Origin of the sequence: Oenococcus oeni, assembly GCF_020510245.1 — a bacterium.
GTDB classification, from domain to species: domain Bacteria; phylum Bacillota; class Bacilli; order Lactobacillales; family Lactobacillaceae; genus Oenococcus; species Oenococcus oeni.
Genome location: NZ_CP084701.1, coordinates 1303551 through 1322055, shown reverse-complemented (window position 1 = coordinate 1322055; position 18505 = coordinate 1303551). Strand labels below are relative to the sequence as shown.

At 36.4% G+C, this 18505-nt stretch carries 21 protein-coding genes and 1 tRNA gene; 19 read left to right on the top strand and 3 right to left on the bottom strand.

Going from position 1 to position 18505, the window contains the following annotated elements:
- The first annotated feature begins 53 nt into the window (after positions 1 to 53).
- The 7 genes from J3U91_RS07010 to zapE are packed head-to-tail and all read left to right on the top strand — an operon-like array spanning position 54 to position 7915.
- A complete protein-coding gene (locus tag J3U91_RS07010; RefSeq protein WP_002820152.1) occupies positions 54 to 1187 on the top strand; it encodes a D-alanine--D-alanine ligase family protein in 1134 nt (377 codons plus the stop codon).
- A 6-nt stretch (positions 1188 to 1193) separates the two neighbouring features.
- A complete protein-coding gene (gene polA / locus J3U91_RS07005; protein ID WP_002826669.1) occupies positions 1194 to 3929 on the top strand; it encodes a DNA polymerase I in 2736 nt (911 codons plus the stop codon).
- Positions 3916 to 4449 (top strand): NUDIX hydrolase, encoded by a 534-nt coding sequence (locus J3U91_RS07000; protein ID WP_002820149.1) that lies wholly within the window; start codon positions 3916 to 3918, stop codon positions 4447 to 4449. The genes polA and J3U91_RS07000 overlap by 14 nt, the downstream gene beginning before the upstream one ends.
- Complete coding sequence (gene mutM / locus J3U91_RS06995) at positions 4442 to 5266, top strand: bifunctional DNA-formamidopyrimidine glycosylase/DNA-(apurinic or apyrimidinic site) lyase (RefSeq protein ID WP_002820147.1); 825 nt, start codon at positions 4442 to 4444, stop codon at positions 5264 to 5266. The genes J3U91_RS07000 and mutM overlap by 8 nt, the downstream gene beginning before the upstream one ends.
- The gene (coaE, locus tag J3U91_RS06990) at positions 5245 to 5868 is read left to right on the top strand and encodes a dephospho-CoA kinase (protein WP_002821595.1); all 624 of its coding nucleotides are present in this window, start codon (positions 5245 to 5247) and stop codon (positions 5866 to 5868) included. The genes mutM and coaE overlap by 22 nt, the downstream gene beginning before the upstream one ends.
- Complete coding sequence (locus J3U91_RS06985) at positions 5865 to 7115, top strand: DnaD domain protein (RefSeq protein WP_002820142.1); 1251 nt, start codon at positions 5865 to 5867, stop codon at positions 7113 to 7115. Before coaE ends, J3U91_RS06985 begins: the two co-directional genes overlap by 4 nt.
- Positions 7112 to 7915 carry an AFG1/ZapE family ATPase gene (gene zapE / locus J3U91_RS06980; RefSeq protein WP_002820141.1) on the top strand — a complete coding sequence of 268 codons (804 nt, stop codon included), beginning with the start codon at positions 7112 to 7114 and terminating at the stop codon, positions 7913 to 7915. The genes J3U91_RS06985 and zapE overlap by 4 nt, the downstream gene beginning before the upstream one ends.
- 4 nt (positions 7916 to 7919) lie before the next feature.
- Here zapE and J3U91_RS06975 read toward each other — a convergent pair whose 3' ends face one another.
- Positions 7920 to 8345, bottom strand: coding sequence for a YslB family protein (locus J3U91_RS06975; RefSeq protein WP_002816729.1), 426 nt, complete (start codon positions 8343 to 8345; stop codon positions 7920 to 7922).
- A gap of 63 nt (positions 8346 to 8408) precedes the next feature.
- Between J3U91_RS06975 and murI the strand changes: the two genes are divergently transcribed.
- The 8 genes from murI (at position 8409) to J3U91_RS06935 (ending at position 14101) form a co-directional block, all read left to right on the top strand.
- Positions 8409 to 9254 carry a glutamate racemase gene (gene murI, locus J3U91_RS06970; RefSeq protein ID WP_002820139.1) on the top strand — a complete coding sequence of 282 codons (846 nt, stop codon included), beginning with the start codon at positions 8409 to 8411 and terminating at the stop codon, positions 9252 to 9254.
- Positions 9251 to 9784: a YfcE family phosphodiesterase gene (locus J3U91_RS06965; RefSeq protein ID WP_002820138.1), complete on the top strand. Its 534-nt coding sequence runs from the start codon at positions 9251 to 9253 to the stop codon at positions 9782 to 9784. Before murI ends, J3U91_RS06965 begins: the two co-directional genes overlap by 4 nt.
- A 42-nt stretch (positions 9785 to 9826) precedes the next feature.
- Complete coding sequence (locus J3U91_RS06960) at positions 9827 to 10249, top strand: DUF948 domain-containing protein (RefSeq protein ID WP_002820137.1); 423 nt, start codon at positions 9827 to 9829, stop codon at positions 10247 to 10249.
- Positions 10250 to 10254: 5 nt separating this feature from the next.
- On the top strand, positions 10255 to 10740 hold the full coding sequence (locus tag J3U91_RS06955) for a hypothetical protein (RefSeq protein ID WP_002820136.1): 486 nt from the start codon (positions 10255 to 10257) through the stop codon (positions 10738 to 10740).
- A gap of 113 nt (positions 10741 to 10853) precedes the next feature.
- Complete coding sequence (locus tag J3U91_RS06950) at positions 10854 to 11840, top strand: LacI family DNA-binding transcriptional regulator (RefSeq protein WP_002820135.1); 987 nt, start codon at positions 10854 to 10856, stop codon at positions 11838 to 11840.
- 59 nt (positions 11841 to 11899) lie between these two features.
- Positions 11900 to 11973 (top strand) — tRNA-Lys (locus J3U91_RS06945).
- A gap of 1157 nt (positions 11974 to 13130) precedes the next feature.
- Positions 13131 to 13910, top strand: coding sequence for a hypothetical protein (locus J3U91_RS06940; RefSeq protein WP_226489932.1), 780 nt, complete (start codon positions 13131 to 13133; stop codon positions 13908 to 13910).
- 26 nt (positions 13911 to 13936) lie between these two features.
- Positions 13937 to 14101 carry a hypothetical protein gene (locus J3U91_RS06935; protein WP_226489931.1) on the top strand — a complete coding sequence of 55 codons (165 nt, stop codon included), beginning with the start codon at positions 13937 to 13939 and terminating at the stop codon, positions 14099 to 14101.
- Between the two features lie 128 nt (positions 14102 to 14229).
- On the opposite strand, the gene J3U91_RS06930 is transcribed toward J3U91_RS06935, so the two are convergent.
- Positions 14230 to 14832 carry a recombinase family protein gene (locus J3U91_RS06930; RefSeq protein ID WP_002820293.1) on the bottom strand — a complete coding sequence of 201 codons (603 nt, stop codon included), beginning with the start codon at positions 14830 to 14832 and terminating at the stop codon, positions 14230 to 14232.
- Between the two features lie 368 nt (positions 14833 to 15200).
- Here J3U91_RS06930 and J3U91_RS06925 point away from each other — a divergent pair, with 368 nt between their 5' ends.
- From J3U91_RS06925 to J3U91_RS06910, 4 genes are all read left to right on the top strand, one after another.
- A complete protein-coding gene (locus tag J3U91_RS06925; protein WP_002820292.1) occupies positions 15201 to 15776 on the top strand; it encodes a WxL domain-containing protein in 576 nt (191 codons plus the stop codon).
- Between the two features lie 138 nt (positions 15777 to 15914).
- The gene (locus J3U91_RS06920; RefSeq protein ID WP_226489930.1) at positions 15915 to 16361 is read left to right on the top strand and encodes a WxL protein peptidoglycan domain-containing protein; all 447 of its coding nucleotides are present in this window, start codon (positions 15915 to 15917) and stop codon (positions 16359 to 16361) included.
- Between the two features lie 32 nt (positions 16362 to 16393).
- Entirely contained in the window at positions 16394 to 16873 is a 480-nt protein-coding gene (locus tag J3U91_RS06915; RefSeq protein ID WP_235043489.1) for a DUF3324 domain-containing protein, read from the top strand.
- Between the two features lie 863 nt (positions 16874 to 17736).
- Positions 17737 to 17976, top strand: coding sequence for a hypothetical protein (locus J3U91_RS06910; protein ID WP_002820289.1), 240 nt, complete (start codon positions 17737 to 17739; stop codon positions 17974 to 17976).
- 37 nt (positions 17977 to 18013) lie between these two features.
- Here J3U91_RS06910 and J3U91_RS06905 read toward each other — a convergent pair whose 3' ends face one another.
- The gene (locus J3U91_RS06905) at positions 18014 to 18376 is read right to left on the bottom strand and encodes a hypothetical protein (RefSeq protein WP_002820288.1); all 363 of its coding nucleotides are present in this window, start codon (positions 18374 to 18376) and stop codon (positions 18014 to 18016) included.
- Between the last annotated feature and the right edge of the window lie 129 nt (positions 18377 to 18505).

Sequence of the window (18505 nt, the reverse complement as noted above, 5' to 3'; positions counted from 1 at the left end):
TATGAGATTCTTAAGTTTCTAGAATTTCTTTTTTATTTTAAATAGGAGCAGATATGGCAGAAAAAATACGTGTCGGCCTTTTTTTCGGCGGGAATTCATCTGAACACGATGTTAGCAAGCGTTCGGCGAAAAATTATTATGACGCATTGGATCCGGAAAAATATCAGATTTTCCCTGTATTAATTTCTAAAAAAGGGATTATGATCGATAGCGAGACTTCTAAAAGAGTTCTTTTCGGTGAAGATGAAGATGAACTTTTAGCGGGTCTTCCGAACAAAAATGCTGATATTTTTGGACCGATTGATTCAATTAGAAATTTAAAGTTGGATGTTTTATTTCCCTCGGTGCATGGAAATCTTGGCGAAGATGGCACTTTAGCAGGATTGTTCCGTTTGATGAACATTCCTTATGTTGGATCGGGACTTAGAGCTCATGCAATCAGTTTCGATAAAGTGATTACCAAAGAACTAATGACAGTTAACGGTATTCGAAATACAAAATATATCGTTATTTTTCAAAATGATAAAAATAAACCCGATTGGGATTCCGTAAGTAAACAACTTGGCGAGGTAGTCTTTGTGAAAGCTGCTAACCAAGGTTCTTCGGTTGGCGTTTCTCGAGTTACTAATGCTGAAGAGTATGAAAATGCTTTGAGGGATTCTTTTCAGTACGATGAAAAGCTATTAGTTGAAAAAGCTGTTGAAAGTCCAACTGAGTTGGAAATTGGTTTGCTGGGCAATGATCGTGTCATTACCAGCCCAATCGGAGCACATTGGGCTCCTGGGCAGGATCATGGCAGTGGATGGTTTGACTATAAAAATAAATTTGTTGATAATTCAAAAATGAAGTACCAAATTCCAGCCAAAATATCTCCAGCCAAAAGCAAGGAACTCGAGAATATGGCTGTAAAAGCCTATAAAGTACTTGGAATTAAAGGATTTGCCCGGATTGATTTTCTGATGAGCAAAGATGGAGAAATTTTCCTAAGCGAGCCTAATACACTACCGGGAAATACGAATATGAGTCTTTTCCCGATTTTGTTTGAGGCCGCCGGAATGAATCGAAGCCAACAGGCGGAAAAACTAATTCAATTAGCTTTTGAAGAATTTAAGCGCGAACAAAATATTAGTTATTCCTTTAAAGAACTCGGTTCGGAAAAACTCGGGCAGTTCGATATTAAAAAATAAAAATAAATGCCCAGAGTTGGGCATTTTTGTTTGAGCTTGAAAACGACTGTTAAAATAAAAGCAATGACAAAAACACTTTTATTAATTGATGGTAATTCCTTAGCTTTCAGAGCTTTTTACGCTATGTATAATCAACTGGACAGAATGGTTGCTCATACTGGCTTGCATACCAATGCTTTAGTTGCTTTCAACAATTTTTTCGATCAGGTTGTTGAAAAAATGAATCCGGATTACGCCTTGGTTGCCTGGGACGCCGGGAAAGGGGCGACCACTTTTCGTGCCAAAATTTTTGACGACTACAAAGGCGATCGTCAGACTACACCGCCGGAATTATCGGAACAATTTCCTTATCTAAGAAAAATGGTCGATTTACACGGAATCCATTCTTATGAGTTACCGGGTTTTGAGGCTGATGATATTATTGGTACTTATTCAAAGCTCGCTGAAAAAGCCGGCTTGAAAACGACGATTATTACTGGAGACCGGGATTTAACTCAATTGGTCACTGACAACGTTTCTGTGAATGTCACTAAAAAAGGCGTTACTGAATTAGATAGATATACACCGAAATTTTTGGCAGAAAAGTGGGGCGGCATTACCCCAAGTCAAGTGATTGAAATGAAGTCCCTGACCGGCGATACATCTGATCATTATCCAGGCGTGACGAAAGTCGGCTTGAAAACGGCAATTAAATTGTTAAATGAGTTTGGCAGCCTTGATGGAATTTATCAGCACATTGATTCAATGAAGACTTCAAAGCTTAAGGAAAATCTCTTAAATGATAAAGAGTCGGCTTATCGCGCACATGAATTAGCCACCATTCGAACAGATGCACCGGTTGAATTGGAAATGAAGGAATTAATCAATCAACCGATTAATTTTCAGGAATTAATTCCCTTTTATGAAGAACTGGATTTTAAGGTTCAATTGGCCAAAATTCATTCAATGCAGAAAGCCGGCATGGTGGGACAAGACCAAGAAGAAGAAAAAAACGTTCAAGTCACAGAATTAAAAGCGGCAAATCTTGATCATTTATCGGAAATAAAGAATTATTTGACTGTCTATTTTCAGACTGATTCCGACAATTATCACACTGCTAAAATTTCAGCTTTTGTAGTTGGAAACGAAAATGATGGCTATTTTGCCAGTAGAGATCTTGAATTGTTGAATTCCTTGGTAGTAAGGAAACTTTTTAAGGGTGATTTGCCGAAATATGTTTTTAATGCCAAAGAGTTGATTGTTTTGCTTAATCGGCTTGGATTACAAATTAATAATTTGGATTTTGATTTTTTGTTGGTCTCTTATTTGCTTGATACCACGGATAACGATAATCAGTTAGCTACTTTAGCAAATCGTTTTAATGTTTTTCTTGAATCGGATGCCGAAGTATACGGAAGCGGGGTTAAGTTTAAAATTCCTGAAAACAACGAGACTCTATTTTCTCATATGGCCAATAAGGCCTCGACGATTAGTAAACTGCATGATCCGTCTATGAAAAAACTTTCTGATCATCAGCAGGCTGAGTTGTATCGGCAAATAGAATTACCCTTGTCAAAAGTTCTGGCTTCAATGGAAATTAACGGTATCAAGCTTGACCAAGCAGAGTTGAAGAAACTTGGCCAGGAATTCGACCAACGTATTTTTGAATTGGAGAAACAAATCTATGAGGAGGCCGGTCAGGAATTTAATATTAATTCTCCAAAACAATTGGCCGATTTGCTCTTTGCTCATATGAAAATACCGCCGATTAAGAAAACTAAAACCGGTTACTCAACTGCTGCTAATGTACTTGAAGAATTAGCCGAAAAATATCCTTTCGTTGGTTTGATTTTGCAATATCGACAATTGGCAAAACTCAATTCGACATATGTAAAGGGTTTATTGGAAGTTGTGAATCCTGACGATAGCAAGATTCATACTCGCTATTTACAGACACTAACGCAAACCGGGCGACTTTCCTCGGTTGATCCCAATATGCAGAACATTCCCGATCGCGATGAAGAAGGAAAACGAATTCGAAAGGCTTTTGTTCCGAGCCATGAAGGCTGGGAAATTTTTGGTTCCGATTATTCACAAATTGAACTGCGTGTTTTGGCTCACGTTACTGGGGATGAAAACTTAAAAAAAGCTTTTGAATCAGGAGAAGATATTCACGCGGCTACGGCTCGTTCTATTTTTGGTCTTAGCACTGATCAAAAAATAACTTTCGATCAGCGTCGTCGTGCAAAAGCCGTCAATTTTGGGATTGTTTATGGAATTTCCGATTTTGGTTTAGCTCAACGCTTGGGAACTTCAAGAATTGAAGGGAAGGAAATTATTCAGACTTATTTTCATGAATTTCCGAAGGTTAAAAACTGGATTGATTCGATTATTGCTTTAGCTCACAAACAGGGGTATGTAGAAACGATTGCTCAACGCCGTCGTTATTTACCGGATATTCACAGCAAAAATTTCAATTTGAGATCTTTTGCGGAACGAACCGCTACTAATACACCAATCCAAGGTTCGGCCGCTGACATTATTAAAATTGCCATGATTAAAATGCAGCAGGCCTTAGACGATAATCATCTTAAGGCAAAGATGCTTTTACAAGTTCATGATGAATTGATTTTCGAAGCTCCTAAGCAGGAGATTGATATTTTAGAAGAGCTTGTTCCAAAAGTCATGGATTCGGCCGTCAAATTAAATGTCCCTCTGCGTGTCGAAGCACATCATGGAGTTAACTGGTATGACGAAAAATAAATTCGATAATCGCGCCGACAAACTTGGAGAAAGTTGGGATTTGTTAAATAAAGAAGGCCGAAAAATTGGATTAAAGCATCGTGGGGAGCCTTTCAAACCTGGAGAATGGCATTCACTTGTCAATGCAAGCATTTTTAATTATCAACATGAGATTTTAATGCAGCAACGTTCCTTTAATAAAATTGGACGACCTGGTGAGTGGGATTTTGAGACCGGTGGTTCTGTGTTGGCCAGCGAAGATTCTCTAACGGCGATCAAGCGAGAAGTTAAAGAGGAAGTTGGCCTTGAACTCAATTTCTCTGAAGAGAATTTCGTTGAAACTTTTCGTAATTGGCCTGTTTTCGACAATTGGTATGTTATCAAAGCCGACCTATCGATTAAGGATATTAGGATTCAAAAGTCTGAACTTGAACAAGCAAAGTTCATGCCTTTCGATCAAGCGATTAAATATTTATCATCTAATTATTTGCCTTATCTTTTGAAAGCTTATAAAAAATTATTTGGAGGGGAAAATGCCTGAATTACCAGAAGTTGAAACTGTCCGTCGTGGATTAAAAAAATATTTCGAAAATGAAAAAATCAAAGATTTAAAGATTATTTATCCAAAACTGTTGGATAGCGATCGGACAGAATTTATCGAAAAAGTTGTCGGTTCAACTGTTTCTAGAATTGATCGACGTGGTAAATTTCTTCTTTTTCGTCTCGATAATAATTTGACGATTGTTTCCCATCTGCGTATGGAGGGAAGGTACTCGGTCGAGGCTGCTCAAGAGGCTCCGCATAAACATACGGAAATGATTTTTGAACTTGAAAATGGTAAACAGGTTTTTTATGACGATACACGAAAATTTGGAAAAATGAAGTTGGTGAAAAGCGGCAACGAAGCGGTTGAAGTTAAGTCGATCGGGTCAATGGGTCCGGAACCGGTTGAGAGCGATTTGACATTTGATTATTTCTATAATCGTTTGCAAAAGTCCAAAAAAGCTGTCAAAGCTTTGCTTTTGGATCAAAACAATGTTGCTGGAATCGGAAATATTTATGCCGATGAAGTATTATGGCTCAGCGAAATAAGCCCTTTGCGGCCAACCAATGAAATCAGTGAAGAAGAGGCTGATAATTTACGGGAAAATATAATTCGGGAGTTGGCCTTTGCGATCGAAAACGGTGGTTCGACGGTTCATTCTTTTATCGATGCATCCGGTCACACCGGTCGTATGCAGGACAAGCTCCATGCCTATGGACGAGCAGGACAGCCGTGCGAGCGCGATGGAGGCGAATTAATTAAAATTAGAGTTGCACAGAGGGGAACGACCTATTGTCCAAAATGTCAAAAATAAAGATGAAAAAAATTGGTTTGACCGGTGGGACTGGCAGTGGCAAAACGACTGTTTCCAATATTTTTCGCGAACTTGGTTATACGATTATCGATGCTGACCAAATAGCCCGCGAAGTAGTTATGCCAGGACGCCCGGAATTAGAAGAAATCAAAAATGCTTTTGGTTTACCGATTATGAAGGGCGCTTCTTTGAACCGAAAAGAACTAGGAAAAATTGTTTTTTCTGATCCAGAAGCGCTGAAAACATTAAATTCAATTACCCATCCTTCTATTAGACAATTGATGCAGATGCAGATGGAATTTTTTGAAAACGAGGGCAGAATCAAGACACTGATTCTTGATATTCCTTTGCTTTACGAGGGTGGATGGCAAAACCAACTGGATTCTGTGATTGTTGTTGATGCCGATAAAAAAACTCGACTCAGGCGCCTTATTATGCGTGATCATATTTCCGAACAGCAGGCAATCAACCGGATTGCGGCCCAAATGCCTTTGGAGGAGAAAGTTGATAGAGCTGATTTTGTCGTGGATAATTCTCGCGATAAAGCCAGTTTAAAGGAATGCGTGCTAAAATTTATCTCTGAAAATAAGCTTGAACCATGATTGAAAGACAAACACAATTGAATTCATATTGGAATTTTATCGTTAATCCCGTTAGTTTTGACAGCAATGATCTTAAAAACCTGACCCGTTTTTATCTACCACTGATTGGAGTTGATTCTTTTTCAACTTATTTTCAGTTATTGGATTCAAGCGAAACATCCTATCAAATAAACGATTTGTTGGATCTTTTAAATATTTCTTTAACCGGGTTTGATGATGCAAGAAAAAAACTTGAAGCTACTGGTTTGTTGAACAGCTATCTGGACGATCGAACTTTGTTGTTCAAATTAAAAAAACCACTTTCTCGGGATGATTTTTTTTCCGATGATTTATTATCGAGCTTTTTCTTCAGTGTTGTTGGCGAGGAACGCTTTCAAATAATTGTCGATGGGACAAAAAAGACTTTTCCCAATTTCTCTGGAATTAAGCTTAATGCGAACTTTTATGAAGCTTTTGGCGATTTATCTTTAAAAAAACCGAAAATAGATCAATCACAATTCAAGAAAACCAAAAAATCATTTCCGAATATCGATGCTGACGATTTTGATTTTTCTATCATCGAAGATAATTTAAAAAAATACGGTGTTTCCGAAACAGAAATATCCAAGGAACATAATTTTATTGTTTCACAGCATTTGATTTATGGTTTTTCCGAGGAACAGATACTTGATTTACTGGCGAATTCACTTTTAATCGATAAAAAAACGATTGAACACAGTCTTTTTCGTCAACAGATTAATAAATTAGCTTCTAAGCCGCGACAACAGGCTGAAAAAAGGGACGATTCTGACCTTTCTGGGCAGTTATCCAATGACGAGCGACAATTGGTCAAGGCAGCCCAATCACTTGCGCCTTATCAATTTTTGGCTCAATTAAAGCAGGTCCGTGGTGGCATTGTAACGAGTTCGGAGCAAAAAAATCTGGAACATTTATTCGACTTGGGATTAGCTCCAGACGTAATTAATATTTTGACCCATCAAGTTATAATTGGGATGGAGTCAAGTAATCTGCCTGCGCCTCTTTCCCAGGCAATTGCCGATTCTTTTCTGCAGGCTAAAGTTAAAAATGCTGCGGAAGCAATTTTGTCAATTAAGTCCCGGCAAAAAAAACAGAATGAAAAACATAATTTTAAAAATGGACCGCTTCAAAAGGAAAAGAAAATAGATTATGGAACCGCTGAAAAAGTAGATAACCAAATTGCTTTAGATGCTTTGGCAAAATATCAGCATGAGAAGAAGAACTCATGAATTTAACCGAAATCTTAAAAAATCCACAAGTCAATAAATTCGTTACAGAAAATCATCTACAGGATAAAAAACGGCTACTGAAAGATAATGCAGATGTTTTGGCTGATTTTGTCAATCAAATCAAGCAGCCTTTATTTCCGGATTATTATCCGGAACTCTTTTTGGTTAACGACACGATCAATATTTTCTACGAAAAAGCGGCCAATGCCGTTTCTGAGAATCAGTTAAGGATTGGTCAAGCCAAAGAATTGGCAAAAGTTACTTTTGCCGATTTTAGTGTTGATGAACAGAGAAATCAAGCTTTGTTGGCTTCAATTTCTTTTTTCGAGGATTACTCGGCAAGTCAACAATTTAAGAAGGGCATCTATCTTTGGGGAAACTTCGGTGTTGGAAAAAGCTATTTGATGTCGGCTTTACTAAACGAATTGGCTGCCAAGGATATCGAAACAGCTTTCGTGAATGTCTCCGCATTGATTAACCGCCTGAATGAAATTCAGATGCTGGAAAAGCAGCGCCTGATTCGCAAAATCGCGCACAGCCGAATTCTTGTTTTTGATGATTTGGGAGCTGGTGATTTAACGACCTGGGTCCGCGATAACGTTATTGGGGCAATTCTTGACGACCGGATGAATTATCAACGACCGACTTTTTTTACTTCCAATTTTGATATAAAGTCTCTGCAGGAACAATATCTTTCTATAGCTCGGGGAGTTGCAGAGCCAATTAAGGCAGCGCGAATAATCGAGAGAATCAAATTTTTGAGCGAGCCGATTAAAATGGGCGGACAAAGTCGTCGCTGATTAATTAGTCAATGTAAACCGTAAAGATAACTCGCGATTTATCATCGGACTGATATGAACATTCAGTTCCTCTATGAGTTTGTTGCTGAATTTCTTGAGCTAAAAATCCGGCTTCGAGAAAATATGAGGGCTCATCGATTGCTGCAGACCTAATTTTTATTGCTTCGCCTGTTAAAAGCCAGCTTTCTTTGTTTTCCTTTTGAGAAGAAATCTGAATATCTCCCCATCCGGCTGCTGAAAAAAATTCTTGAATGCCGTTTAACGTTTTTGTATAAAATTGCCGGGCAACTTCTTTTCCCGCGTAATAAAGAATGTCATTAGCATCGTCATCTAAAATATCATTTAAAATTCCGTCACGTAATAAGGCCAACGAAAAAGCTGTTTGATTATTTGAAAATTTTGAAAGGTTTTTATAAGCGTCTTTCTTCACACCAATTAGTATAGCTTTTTGTAACGAATCATAAAAGTTACATAAACATTCTATACTTAAGATATGGATAATCGAGGAATTGGATACATAGATTCTGGCTTGGGCGGTTTAACCGTTGTCCGCGAAGCTTTAAAACAATTACCGAATGAGTCGGTTTATTTTGTTGGTGATGAAGCGCGAATGCCTTATGGACCGCGACCAACTGTTGAAATTCAAAAATTTACCTTGCAAATGGCCGATTTTCTCGTTAAAAAACACAATATTAAAGCGTTGGTCGTTGCTTGTAATACAGCTACCGCACAGGCTCTGCCCCAGTTAAGGGCGTATTTGGAGATACCGGTAATTGGTGTTATTTCTGCCGGGGCGCTCGCCGGTATCAATGCGACAAGAAATTTACATGTCAATGTCATCGGAACCCAATCGACTGTTGAGTCGAAGGCTTATTATGACCAATTAATAGCCCTGAATTCCGATTTGGTTATTGAACAAAAAGCTCTTCCTGAATTCGTTCAACTTGTTGAAAGCGATATGGCGGGAACTCCTAAGGGAAAACAAATCGTTTATCAAGCGATTCATAATTGGATGGAAGAAAAAAACGATGGTAAAAAATCCGATACCTTAGTTCTAGGATGTACTCATTTTCCTATTTTGAAGAAGGAAATTCAGGCAGCGGTCGATAAAAACGTAGCAGTTGTTGATCCGGCTTCAGAGGAAATCCTTCAAACAGCGGAGATAATGAGAAAAAATAACGCTTTTCACGATTCAAAGAATATTAATCATCATGAAAAAGACGTTTTTTATACGACTGGAAATATTGGCCGTTTTTCCAAATTCACTCGTGAATGGCTCAATAAAAGCAATTTAACGATTAAAGAACTTCATATTGATCAAAAAGGTTTAAAAGAATGAAATATTTAATCTTTAGTGACACACACGGCGATAGGGCTGAATTTCAGGAAATTCTCAATCATTATCGAGATAATCCGGAGATTGCCGCTATTTTTTACAATGGAGATTCTCAATTCGAATCGGACGATCCAATTTGGGAGAATATTCATGTTGTTTTAGGCAATATGGATCTTTTTTCCAGTGATTTTCCAATTGAAAATGTCTATAAAAATAAAACTGACGATATAACTATTTACCAAACTCATGGGCATTTGGCTCATGTCAACAATGGTTTTGAAAAGCTCGATCACTTAGCAAACAAGCACCATGCCGATATTGTTCTATTTGGGCACACGCATGTTATTTTGGCCGAAAAATACAATGGGAAGCTATTTATAAACCCTGGCTCAACTACATATCCCCGTGGACCACAGCGATCGATCGGTGGCACTTATGTGATTTTAACTATTAATAAGAGTGAATTTATCGTTGAATATTTTTCGCGTAGTTTCAAGGAAATACCATTTTTACGCCAGGTTTTCAGCAGATAATTCGTCTTGAAAGCAGTTATAATGTAGAAAACAGGAGGGCATATGAATATTGGTCAAATAGCAGGATTAATTGCTGCGATTGCTTTCGCAGTCCTCGTAATTGCAATTGTCGTTGTTTTGATTTCAATTAATCAGACAATAAGGATTTTAAAAAAACACATTGAACCGATTGCAAGCGACGCTGATCAAATTACTGCCACTACTAAGTCGCTTCTAAATGATCTGACAAGCAAGGTAGAACGTTTGGATCCGGTCGTTCAGGCAACGGCGGATTTAGGCTCGACAGTCAGCCACTTTACGGATAAGATTAATAAAAAAAAGACTGAGGTTGTCGGCAAAAAAGCAAAAGCCTGGAAAATGGTTAACAACTTGACCGATTCGGCACTTAAGTCTGGTGTGATCTTCAGTGCGGGAGAAGCAGTATTCAATCGATTCAAAAAGAGTAGAGCAAAGAAGAAAGGATGATAAAAATGGCAAAAGGATTGGTAGCAGGTATTTTGGCAACTGCGGCAGCTTATGTTGCTTTTAAAGCTCTGCCTCAAGAGAAACAAGATGAATTAATTAAAAAAGCCAAAGATACCGGTAATAAATTAAAAGATTTAGGGTATGATGCCGCATACGCTGGCGCTGATTTGGCAGGTGACCTCTCTGAAAAAGCAAAGAATAAAGTTGGCGAATTTGATGAGCAAATCAAAGATTCGAAATACGCCGATACCTATCAAGGAGTTAAAGACAAGGCGGCAGACGTTATTGATCAGGCTTCCCCTTATGTCGAAAAGGCAAAGGACAAAGCTTATGATTTAGTCGATAAAGCAAGTCCTTATGTCGATAAAGCCAAAGACACAATTGATGATTTACGTCACCGTTTTTCCAAAGAAGACATCGATTTAGAAGAAGATGATGCTTTAAAAGACGATTTGACAAAACCGGATAGTGACGAAAAAGAAGATAAATGATGAAAAGTTAGGATAATTCCTAGCTTTTTTACTAACTTTATTAGAATATTTCGTATGTAATCGCTTGCATAATGTTTTCATAATCGTTATTATTTATATAATAGGTAAAAGTGATGACAGATAACAAGCAACCAACAATATATGACGTTTCGGAAAGGGTTGGCGTTAGTCTTGCGACAGTTAGTCGTGTAGTTAACAATAACGGCAAAGTTAAATCAGAAACGAGACAAAAAGTCTTAAAAGCAATTAAAGAGCTAAATTACCGACCAAATGCAATGGCCAAGGGACTCGCGAGTTCAAAAACTACGATGATCGGGATGGTTATGCCCGACTTGACTGATTTGTATTATGCGGAATTAGCTCAAGGAATCGATGCGGTTGCGAAAATTTATAAGTATTCGGTTACTCTTGCTGTTTCCGACGAAAATCCGGAAGCCGAGAAAGCTGCTCTGAATACTTTAATCGACAAACATGTTGACGGAATGATTTACATGGGCAATAAGACTTCCGGGGAAATGTTGAAACTTTTGGAAGATTCTCCTTTTCCAGTCGTTTTTGCCGGCTCGGTCGATCCCCAGGGAAAACTTCCTTCGGTTAATATTAATTACGTTAAGGCCTTCAGTCAGGCTGGTGAAATGCTTAAGAAAAGCGATCTTGACGAGTCCGAAGTTGCTTTGGTTGATAATCCTGGAGAGGGAAGCTTATCAAGTTTGAGACAACAAGGATTTTTAAATGCCGTTTCTGGCGGAAAAATTTATGAATCGGATGACGATTATCAAGCGGGTTATAATTTAGCCCAGCATTTGTACGAAGATGGTATTAAAGCGGTTATTGTCGGTGAAGACGAACCAGCCTTGGGAATTTTAAATTATATGCAGGATAACGGAATTAAAGTTCCCGACCAGTTTCAAATTATTTCTTCGAATGATACAAAACTTGTCAAAATGGCTCGCCCGGCCATTTCATCGGTTACGCAACCTAAGTTTGACATCGGTGCTGTTGCAATGCGCTTGCTGACGAAATTAATGTCTGGACAGGAAATTGATGATTCAAAAGTTGTTTTACCTCACGAATTTGTAATGCGAGATACAACAAAGTAAAAAAAGCTTGCAAAAATGTTTATATTCCCGTAAAATATTTTTGTTGCGTAAAAAGCAATGCCCCTTTAACTCAGCTGGTTAGAGTAGGGGATTTTTAATCCCAAGGTCCCCGGTTCGAGTCCGGGAGGGGGCACTAGATGGTCAATCTGGTGTCCTTGGGAATAAACCCGCCATATGGCGGGTTTTTTTGTACCCAAATGCCGATTTGCAAGCCTTTTGCGATCTGCTCAAACATCTAACTGTCTATGACGGATGCTCATTAAAAATGCATAATTTACTGCACAACATCTTATTGAAAATTTATAATCGTAATAGTTTTGCGGGTTTAGACATATCGAATTGAGATACCCTTGGACAGTAAAAAAGGGTATAGCTATGGTGCGTATAGCGCAAAGCTTAATTTTCTTTGAAATATTTGAATAAGTTCAATTTTTTTATATATCGTAGTCGTGCGGTTTTACTTGCCGATCTTTTTTTGAAGCTTTGATTTTTCCAAATCTATCCATGAATTTATCAATCCTATTTTTTAATGAATAAAATCGATATCTTCAATCGTGGGATCTTTAACCTCCTCAATATCCATATTTGTTTGAATATCGATAAAAATAGCCGGTTTTGAGCCGTTATTGAGACAATCTTAAGAATTAGTTCCAAGTTTTTTAAAATCTCCATACTTTGAGAATTTTAGTTCTTAAAACTTTCCAGTATGATGCGCGATATTACGTCGTTTATCAAATCTATTTGGGTAATCTCCGCTACGAAACAATATCGATATGGAAGAAACAGATATTTTTATGCGTGACAAGAAAAAGCTGCGAAGCGTTTATCAAGGACAGGGTAGTCAAGTTCTTTATTAGATATACAAGTTCAAAGTAACAAGAGATCCAGGAAATAGCCAAGGATTCGGTAATTTTTTTGTTTTGCGATCTTTTAGGTGCTTCTGCTCTATTTGTAACTGTTTTTTTATTTTGAATCCGTCTGTGCATACCAAAGAGCGCCACCACAATTTACCCAAATATTTTCACTAATTTTTTTATTTTTATCCTTTTAAAAAACTAATTGGATTTCGGACTTTATTTAAAAGTTTGGGATTAGTAGTAGTTGCTTGTTTGTACCGAAACCTTTACATATTAATAACTCAAGTTCTATTTTTGTAGTATTAAAAATATATCATTTAATTATTTTTTTATTTTCTATCTTTTAATTTGTAATTGTTTGCTATACAAACGTTTACAATTAAACAGGTTCACATTTGTGAAGGGATAGTGAACTAATTTTTTGGAGAGGGAAATGAAAAAAATAAATAAATCGTTTTACAAACAATGGTGGTTTTGGTTGGTCCTTGTTGCTTTAGCCGTGATTGCTCTATTAACTGTTTTTACAATGGTAAAAAATAGTGAGAGTTATCAAGCAGGGAAGTATAGAGTTTACCAAACAAAAATAACTTCTGTGAAATCAAATAGTTATTACACTTGGTTACTTAAAGGAACAACTTCAGCTCCTAATGGTTCTAAAATAATTGTTACTCCATATAGTCAAAGTAACCTGAATTACGGATTTACAGCAGGTGAATCCGTAGCTGGAGCAGGTTGGGCAAAAGTTAGCAATGGGAAATTCTCTGTTGTAGTTGATCCGATAGGTATAACTAATTCTGTTGATCCCAAAAGTGGAGATAAAACGAAAACTTCTATTTTGGCCGTAACCAATTATCAAAAGAAATGGACTTCGCCCGAGATTTCAAAAAATATTCTTAAAAAGGCAGGCAAATTTGGCTATACCACATTGGTCGTGAATGGAGCAATGTCACGGTATATCAAAAGCCTATCTTCAAAGAAAAAGACAACCTCGAGTAGTTCGAGCTCCTCATCAACTGCAGCGTCTTCGTCGTCATCTACAGAGGCTTTTTCCTCTGCTGATTATCGATCCGATATAACTTATGATTCATTGGCCAGAAACCCTGATCAATACAAAGGACAAAAAGTGGTTTATACCGGAGAAGTTGTTCAGGTATTGGAAGGTGATGACGAAACCGATTTGCGGGTTGCGATCAATGGTGACATGATGATATAGTCTATGTCGCCTTTGATCCTTCGATTATGAACGGATCACATATCTTGGAGAATGATAAGATCCAATTTTATGGCAAATCAAAGGGTGATTACACTTATAAAGCAACTTCTGGTACAAAAATAACGGTTCCGTTGGTTATTGCCAAAAAGATTAATGACCAAGGGACTGCTCCTGATGATTATGGTGAATGATATGGAAACTCTCGATTTTTCGAGAGTTTTATTTTGCACTTATGAATAATTTTAAAAAATCGTTAGAAACAATCCTGACGATTTTTTTAAAACATTATTTTATATTTTCGATATATTCAATAATTTAATCATAAATGTAATTCGTGTTTGATTCGATAAACCGTACTATGACTTACACCATATTTTTTAGCTAATCGAATTGCAGATTCACCTTTTTTTAAGTCCTTTTTAATTGCTAAATATATTGACCGTCTATGTATATTATTCGTTAAAGCACTATGAAGAACAGGCCGACCCTTGTATATTCCTTTTGTTTTAGCTATTTCAATTCCTTGTCTTTGACGTTCGTGAATTCTTTCCCGCTCGCTTTGTGCTTGAAATTTGAAAACAGTTAACAATATGTCGTTTAACATATTTCGCAAATTCGGATCTGGGATAGCCGAAAAATCCGGTAAGTCCAGGCTTTGAAATGTAGCACCTTTTTCTCGGATTAGTTGAATTAATTTAGTTAAATCATTAGCGTTGCGTCCCAAACGATCAAGACTGGTCACATATACAATATCTCCTTTTTTAAGAGAAAATAATAAGTTTTTTAATTTATTTCGTTCGCTAAAATTTTTACCAGATTGTTTTTTGGCAAAAATACGATCAACTGGAATAGCCTTTAAGCGGGCAATTTGCCGAGCTAAGTTTTGTTCCTGAGAAGAAACCCGTGCATAAGCAATTTTCATTTTTTATAGTATCCAAATATTTATTAAACATTCCAAAGTAATGATTATTAATTTCAGTTTAACAATTTTATTTTAATTGCGCTATGGGTAGACCCTAAACATACAGGCACCTAAATTTTAGCATAATAAATTTAGTAGTGAGTAAAATCACTAAAGCTTATCAAATCAATCTTTTTAATTTAAAAAAGCAAAATTATTGATAGAATATTGATCTTTTTCAAGAAAATTATTTTATAAGGATCGAATTTTTAGGGTCTACCCATAATGTAGAAGACCATGAATGTATGGCACATGACCGAAAGTTAATCTCGTTTAATAAAATAATTGCATTTAAGGAAAGCCTTTTCAAAATGGCTTAGGAGTTTTTTATGAAAAAAATATCAAAAATTGCCCCACTGTCCTTATTGGCGTCGCTGTCATTGGGGCTGTTTGCTCTGGTTAGCCCAATTAGCAGTGCCTATGCCGATACAACAGGATCTAGTACGACGAGTGTAGGTGTCACCGCGGGGAGCTTGTCTTTAGATAGCACTCCTGATCTTGCTTTCACTTCTTTAGGAGTTGGTGATATTGCTAATGCAACCTCGACCGTAAACAGCCCTTTGGACACAGCGGGAAATATCCAGGTTACAGATGATACCGGTTCAGGTGACGGTTGGTCTCTTGCAGCTGGAGTTACGGATTTAACTAATGGAGATAATACACTTGATGTATCGTCACTGACTATCAATAATGTTTCTATTACTCCTTCAACTGATGGAAGTACCACCAGTACGGTTTGGGATAATTCTGCATCGACTGGCGGAACATTGACTCAAGCACTCAGCTCGAGCAATACTTCGATTACGCTTGGACAAGATACAAATGTTCTAGCTGGCACTTATTCGGGAAGCGTTAACTGGGTATTAACGGCTAATACGTCCGCTGAAACTCAAGGTGCTGAATAATTGTTTTCGTTTCTTTGTTCTTTATGCAAGCCGGAGATCAATTTCTTTGGCTTTTTATTTTGTTAGGGAGGTTAAAGGAAGTTCATGTATAAATTTCTTCTGCATTTCAATTTGATTCTGATATCTTTACTGGGTTTTTTGTTAATTAACGGTTTCAATGCCAGTGCACAAACAAAAGCCGGTTTTACGGTTAAACCGGTGCAATCAGATGCTAACAATCATAGGGATTATTTTGAATTAAAAGTAAATCCGAATACTGTACGGACGGTCAAATTAATTATAAAAAATACAAGCAGTTCTTTGAAAACATTTAAGGCTGAAGCCAACACTGCTTATACAGGAGATTCTGGTTTAATTCAATATAATCTTAGAAATACAGGTCATAGGGTTAAAGGAAAACTGCTATTTTCAAAAATGGCTGGTCATGTTCAAAGAGCAAGCTTAAAAGCTGGTAGGTCTAAAACACTGACTTTTAAAATAAAAATTCCAAAAAAAGTTTTTCCGGAACGGTTGTCGGTGGATTATACATTAAAGAAGAAGCAAATAGCCAAAACGATAAAAAAAGCGGCAGTGGTATTCAATTAAAAAATACTTATGCAGTAGTGGTTCCGGTCTTTTTGTCTGAAAAAGACAAAGTTGTTCATACCAAGTTACTTTTAGAAAATGTAAAACCAGCATCGATCAATAAAGTTCCTGTGATTCTAGCTAAAATTTCCAATCAAACGCCAACGGTTTTCGGAAAACTAAAGATAACTTCCGAGGTTCTCGATAGCGATGGGAATACAGTAATTTCTAAAAGTTCCAATACAAATATGCAGATGGCCCCTAATTCAAATTTTAATTATGCTATTAGCACAAATGATAAAAGTATCAAGGCTGGGAAATATATCTTAAAACTCGAGGCACAATCTGGAACTCGGAACTGGAATTTTTCCAGAAAATTTACAATTTCTAAGAAAATGGCTGCCCGTGTTAACAAGAAAATTGTCATTAAACGCAATTATTCATGGATTTGGTTCTCTTTAGCTTTACTTATTGTTCTTCTGTTACTGGCTTTGGCCTACTGGCTGGGCAGGAGACACAACTTGAAAAAGTAAAATGTCCTTTTTTGCATAACTTTATTTTCAAAACCATTAAAATTCAAAGCAAAAATATAAAGAACAGAAAAACGTTCGAGTAATAGTGGAAAGATACAAAAATATATTGATTTTAATAAATAAACATAGGAACAAATTAAGAATGAATTATTTTGATAACGAATACACAGCAACGCCGTAAAAAAGGTTTTGTTATGTCTCTTTAATATGTCGGATCGGTGTCAAATCCGTTTCCCTCGGGAATAATCACCATATGTTGGTTATTTGTGCCAGAATATTGATGATTTGAAATGGCTTGAATTTCTTCTCGTTCTTTTTATTTAATTGAATTTAAGCGATCATCAGTTCCGATAAAATCAATATCATCTTGATTAGGCCTTGATCGTTATTGATTAAAGATCTTAGCTTTTTCATCATCGTTCTGGATAAATTACTCGTTATTATTGGAAAATTGTTTTTATACAGGTTTTTTGAGCAATAACGTAGTAATTATTTTTTTGCATTAAGCGGTCTGGTTATAAAAATTGTTTTTTTAATTAAATCAAAAAAAATTTTTAATTGCTAAAAAAGATTAGCTTCTTCAAATCGAGGAGGAGCCAATCTTTTTTAAATTATTCAAATGTCTAATTTTTTGTAAGTTTAATATTTTTAGAAAATGCATAAAGATCGCATGTCCAAAAAAATCAGTCAGGAAGAATCAGCGGATCAATGTGAACAAAACTTTATATTTTTTATTTATGATTAATTTTACTTTTATTTATGCTTAATGATTTTAAAATATATTGATAGTCGTAGCCCTTGTTTAAAGGGGAAACAAATATTTTTGCAAAATTTTACGACGAGGATTTAAAAAGAGGTTGAACATGGATCAAGATTGTTATCAAGGATTACCAGATTACAAAAATTTTTTGGTTTATCAGTACTTAATGCTTGATAAGAATAAGCTTGCACAATTTAAAGCCAAATTTCATGGCAGCTATAAAAGAACTGTTAACAAATTACAGTGGGGCGGTCAGGAAACAGCAGATGGAATTCGTTTTTTGGAAAAAGATCTTGATTTTGATATTTTGAATCATAAGTTTAACGAGCTCTTTCAACGCTGATTTTTTATTTTAAATTTTGTATGCAAGTACGAAAAAATTAATTTTCGCTTTCTTCAAAGGCATTTTGGATCTTAACGATTGCCGAAGTCGAATAAACATTTTTTATATCGTCACCGACATAGAAAAAACCGTAGTTAATTATTAAATCGGTTATATAGTCCAATAATCCAACGGTAGCGTCGACCCCAACCGACAAATCCGGTAGAAGATGGTTGGAAAATTCTTTTGGGAAAGCATCAAAGTATTCTTTTTTGCTTTTATAGACCCTTTCATCATGCCTTTTAAAAACTTCATCTGCATTATGAGGCCGCAGACCACCCAACTTATCATTTTCGGTTATTTTTAATTTCTCTCCGTTGCTGAAAAATAAAGTAGCTGTTGCAATTTTAATTTTAGACATTTTATTGTTTTATCCCTCCAAGATTTCAACAAAAATGCTGATAATTAATTATCAGTCTTTGTGGAGTCGAAAGAACAAAAAATACTGATTTTTTTATTAATTCGGACCAATAAAAAAAGAATCACCTAT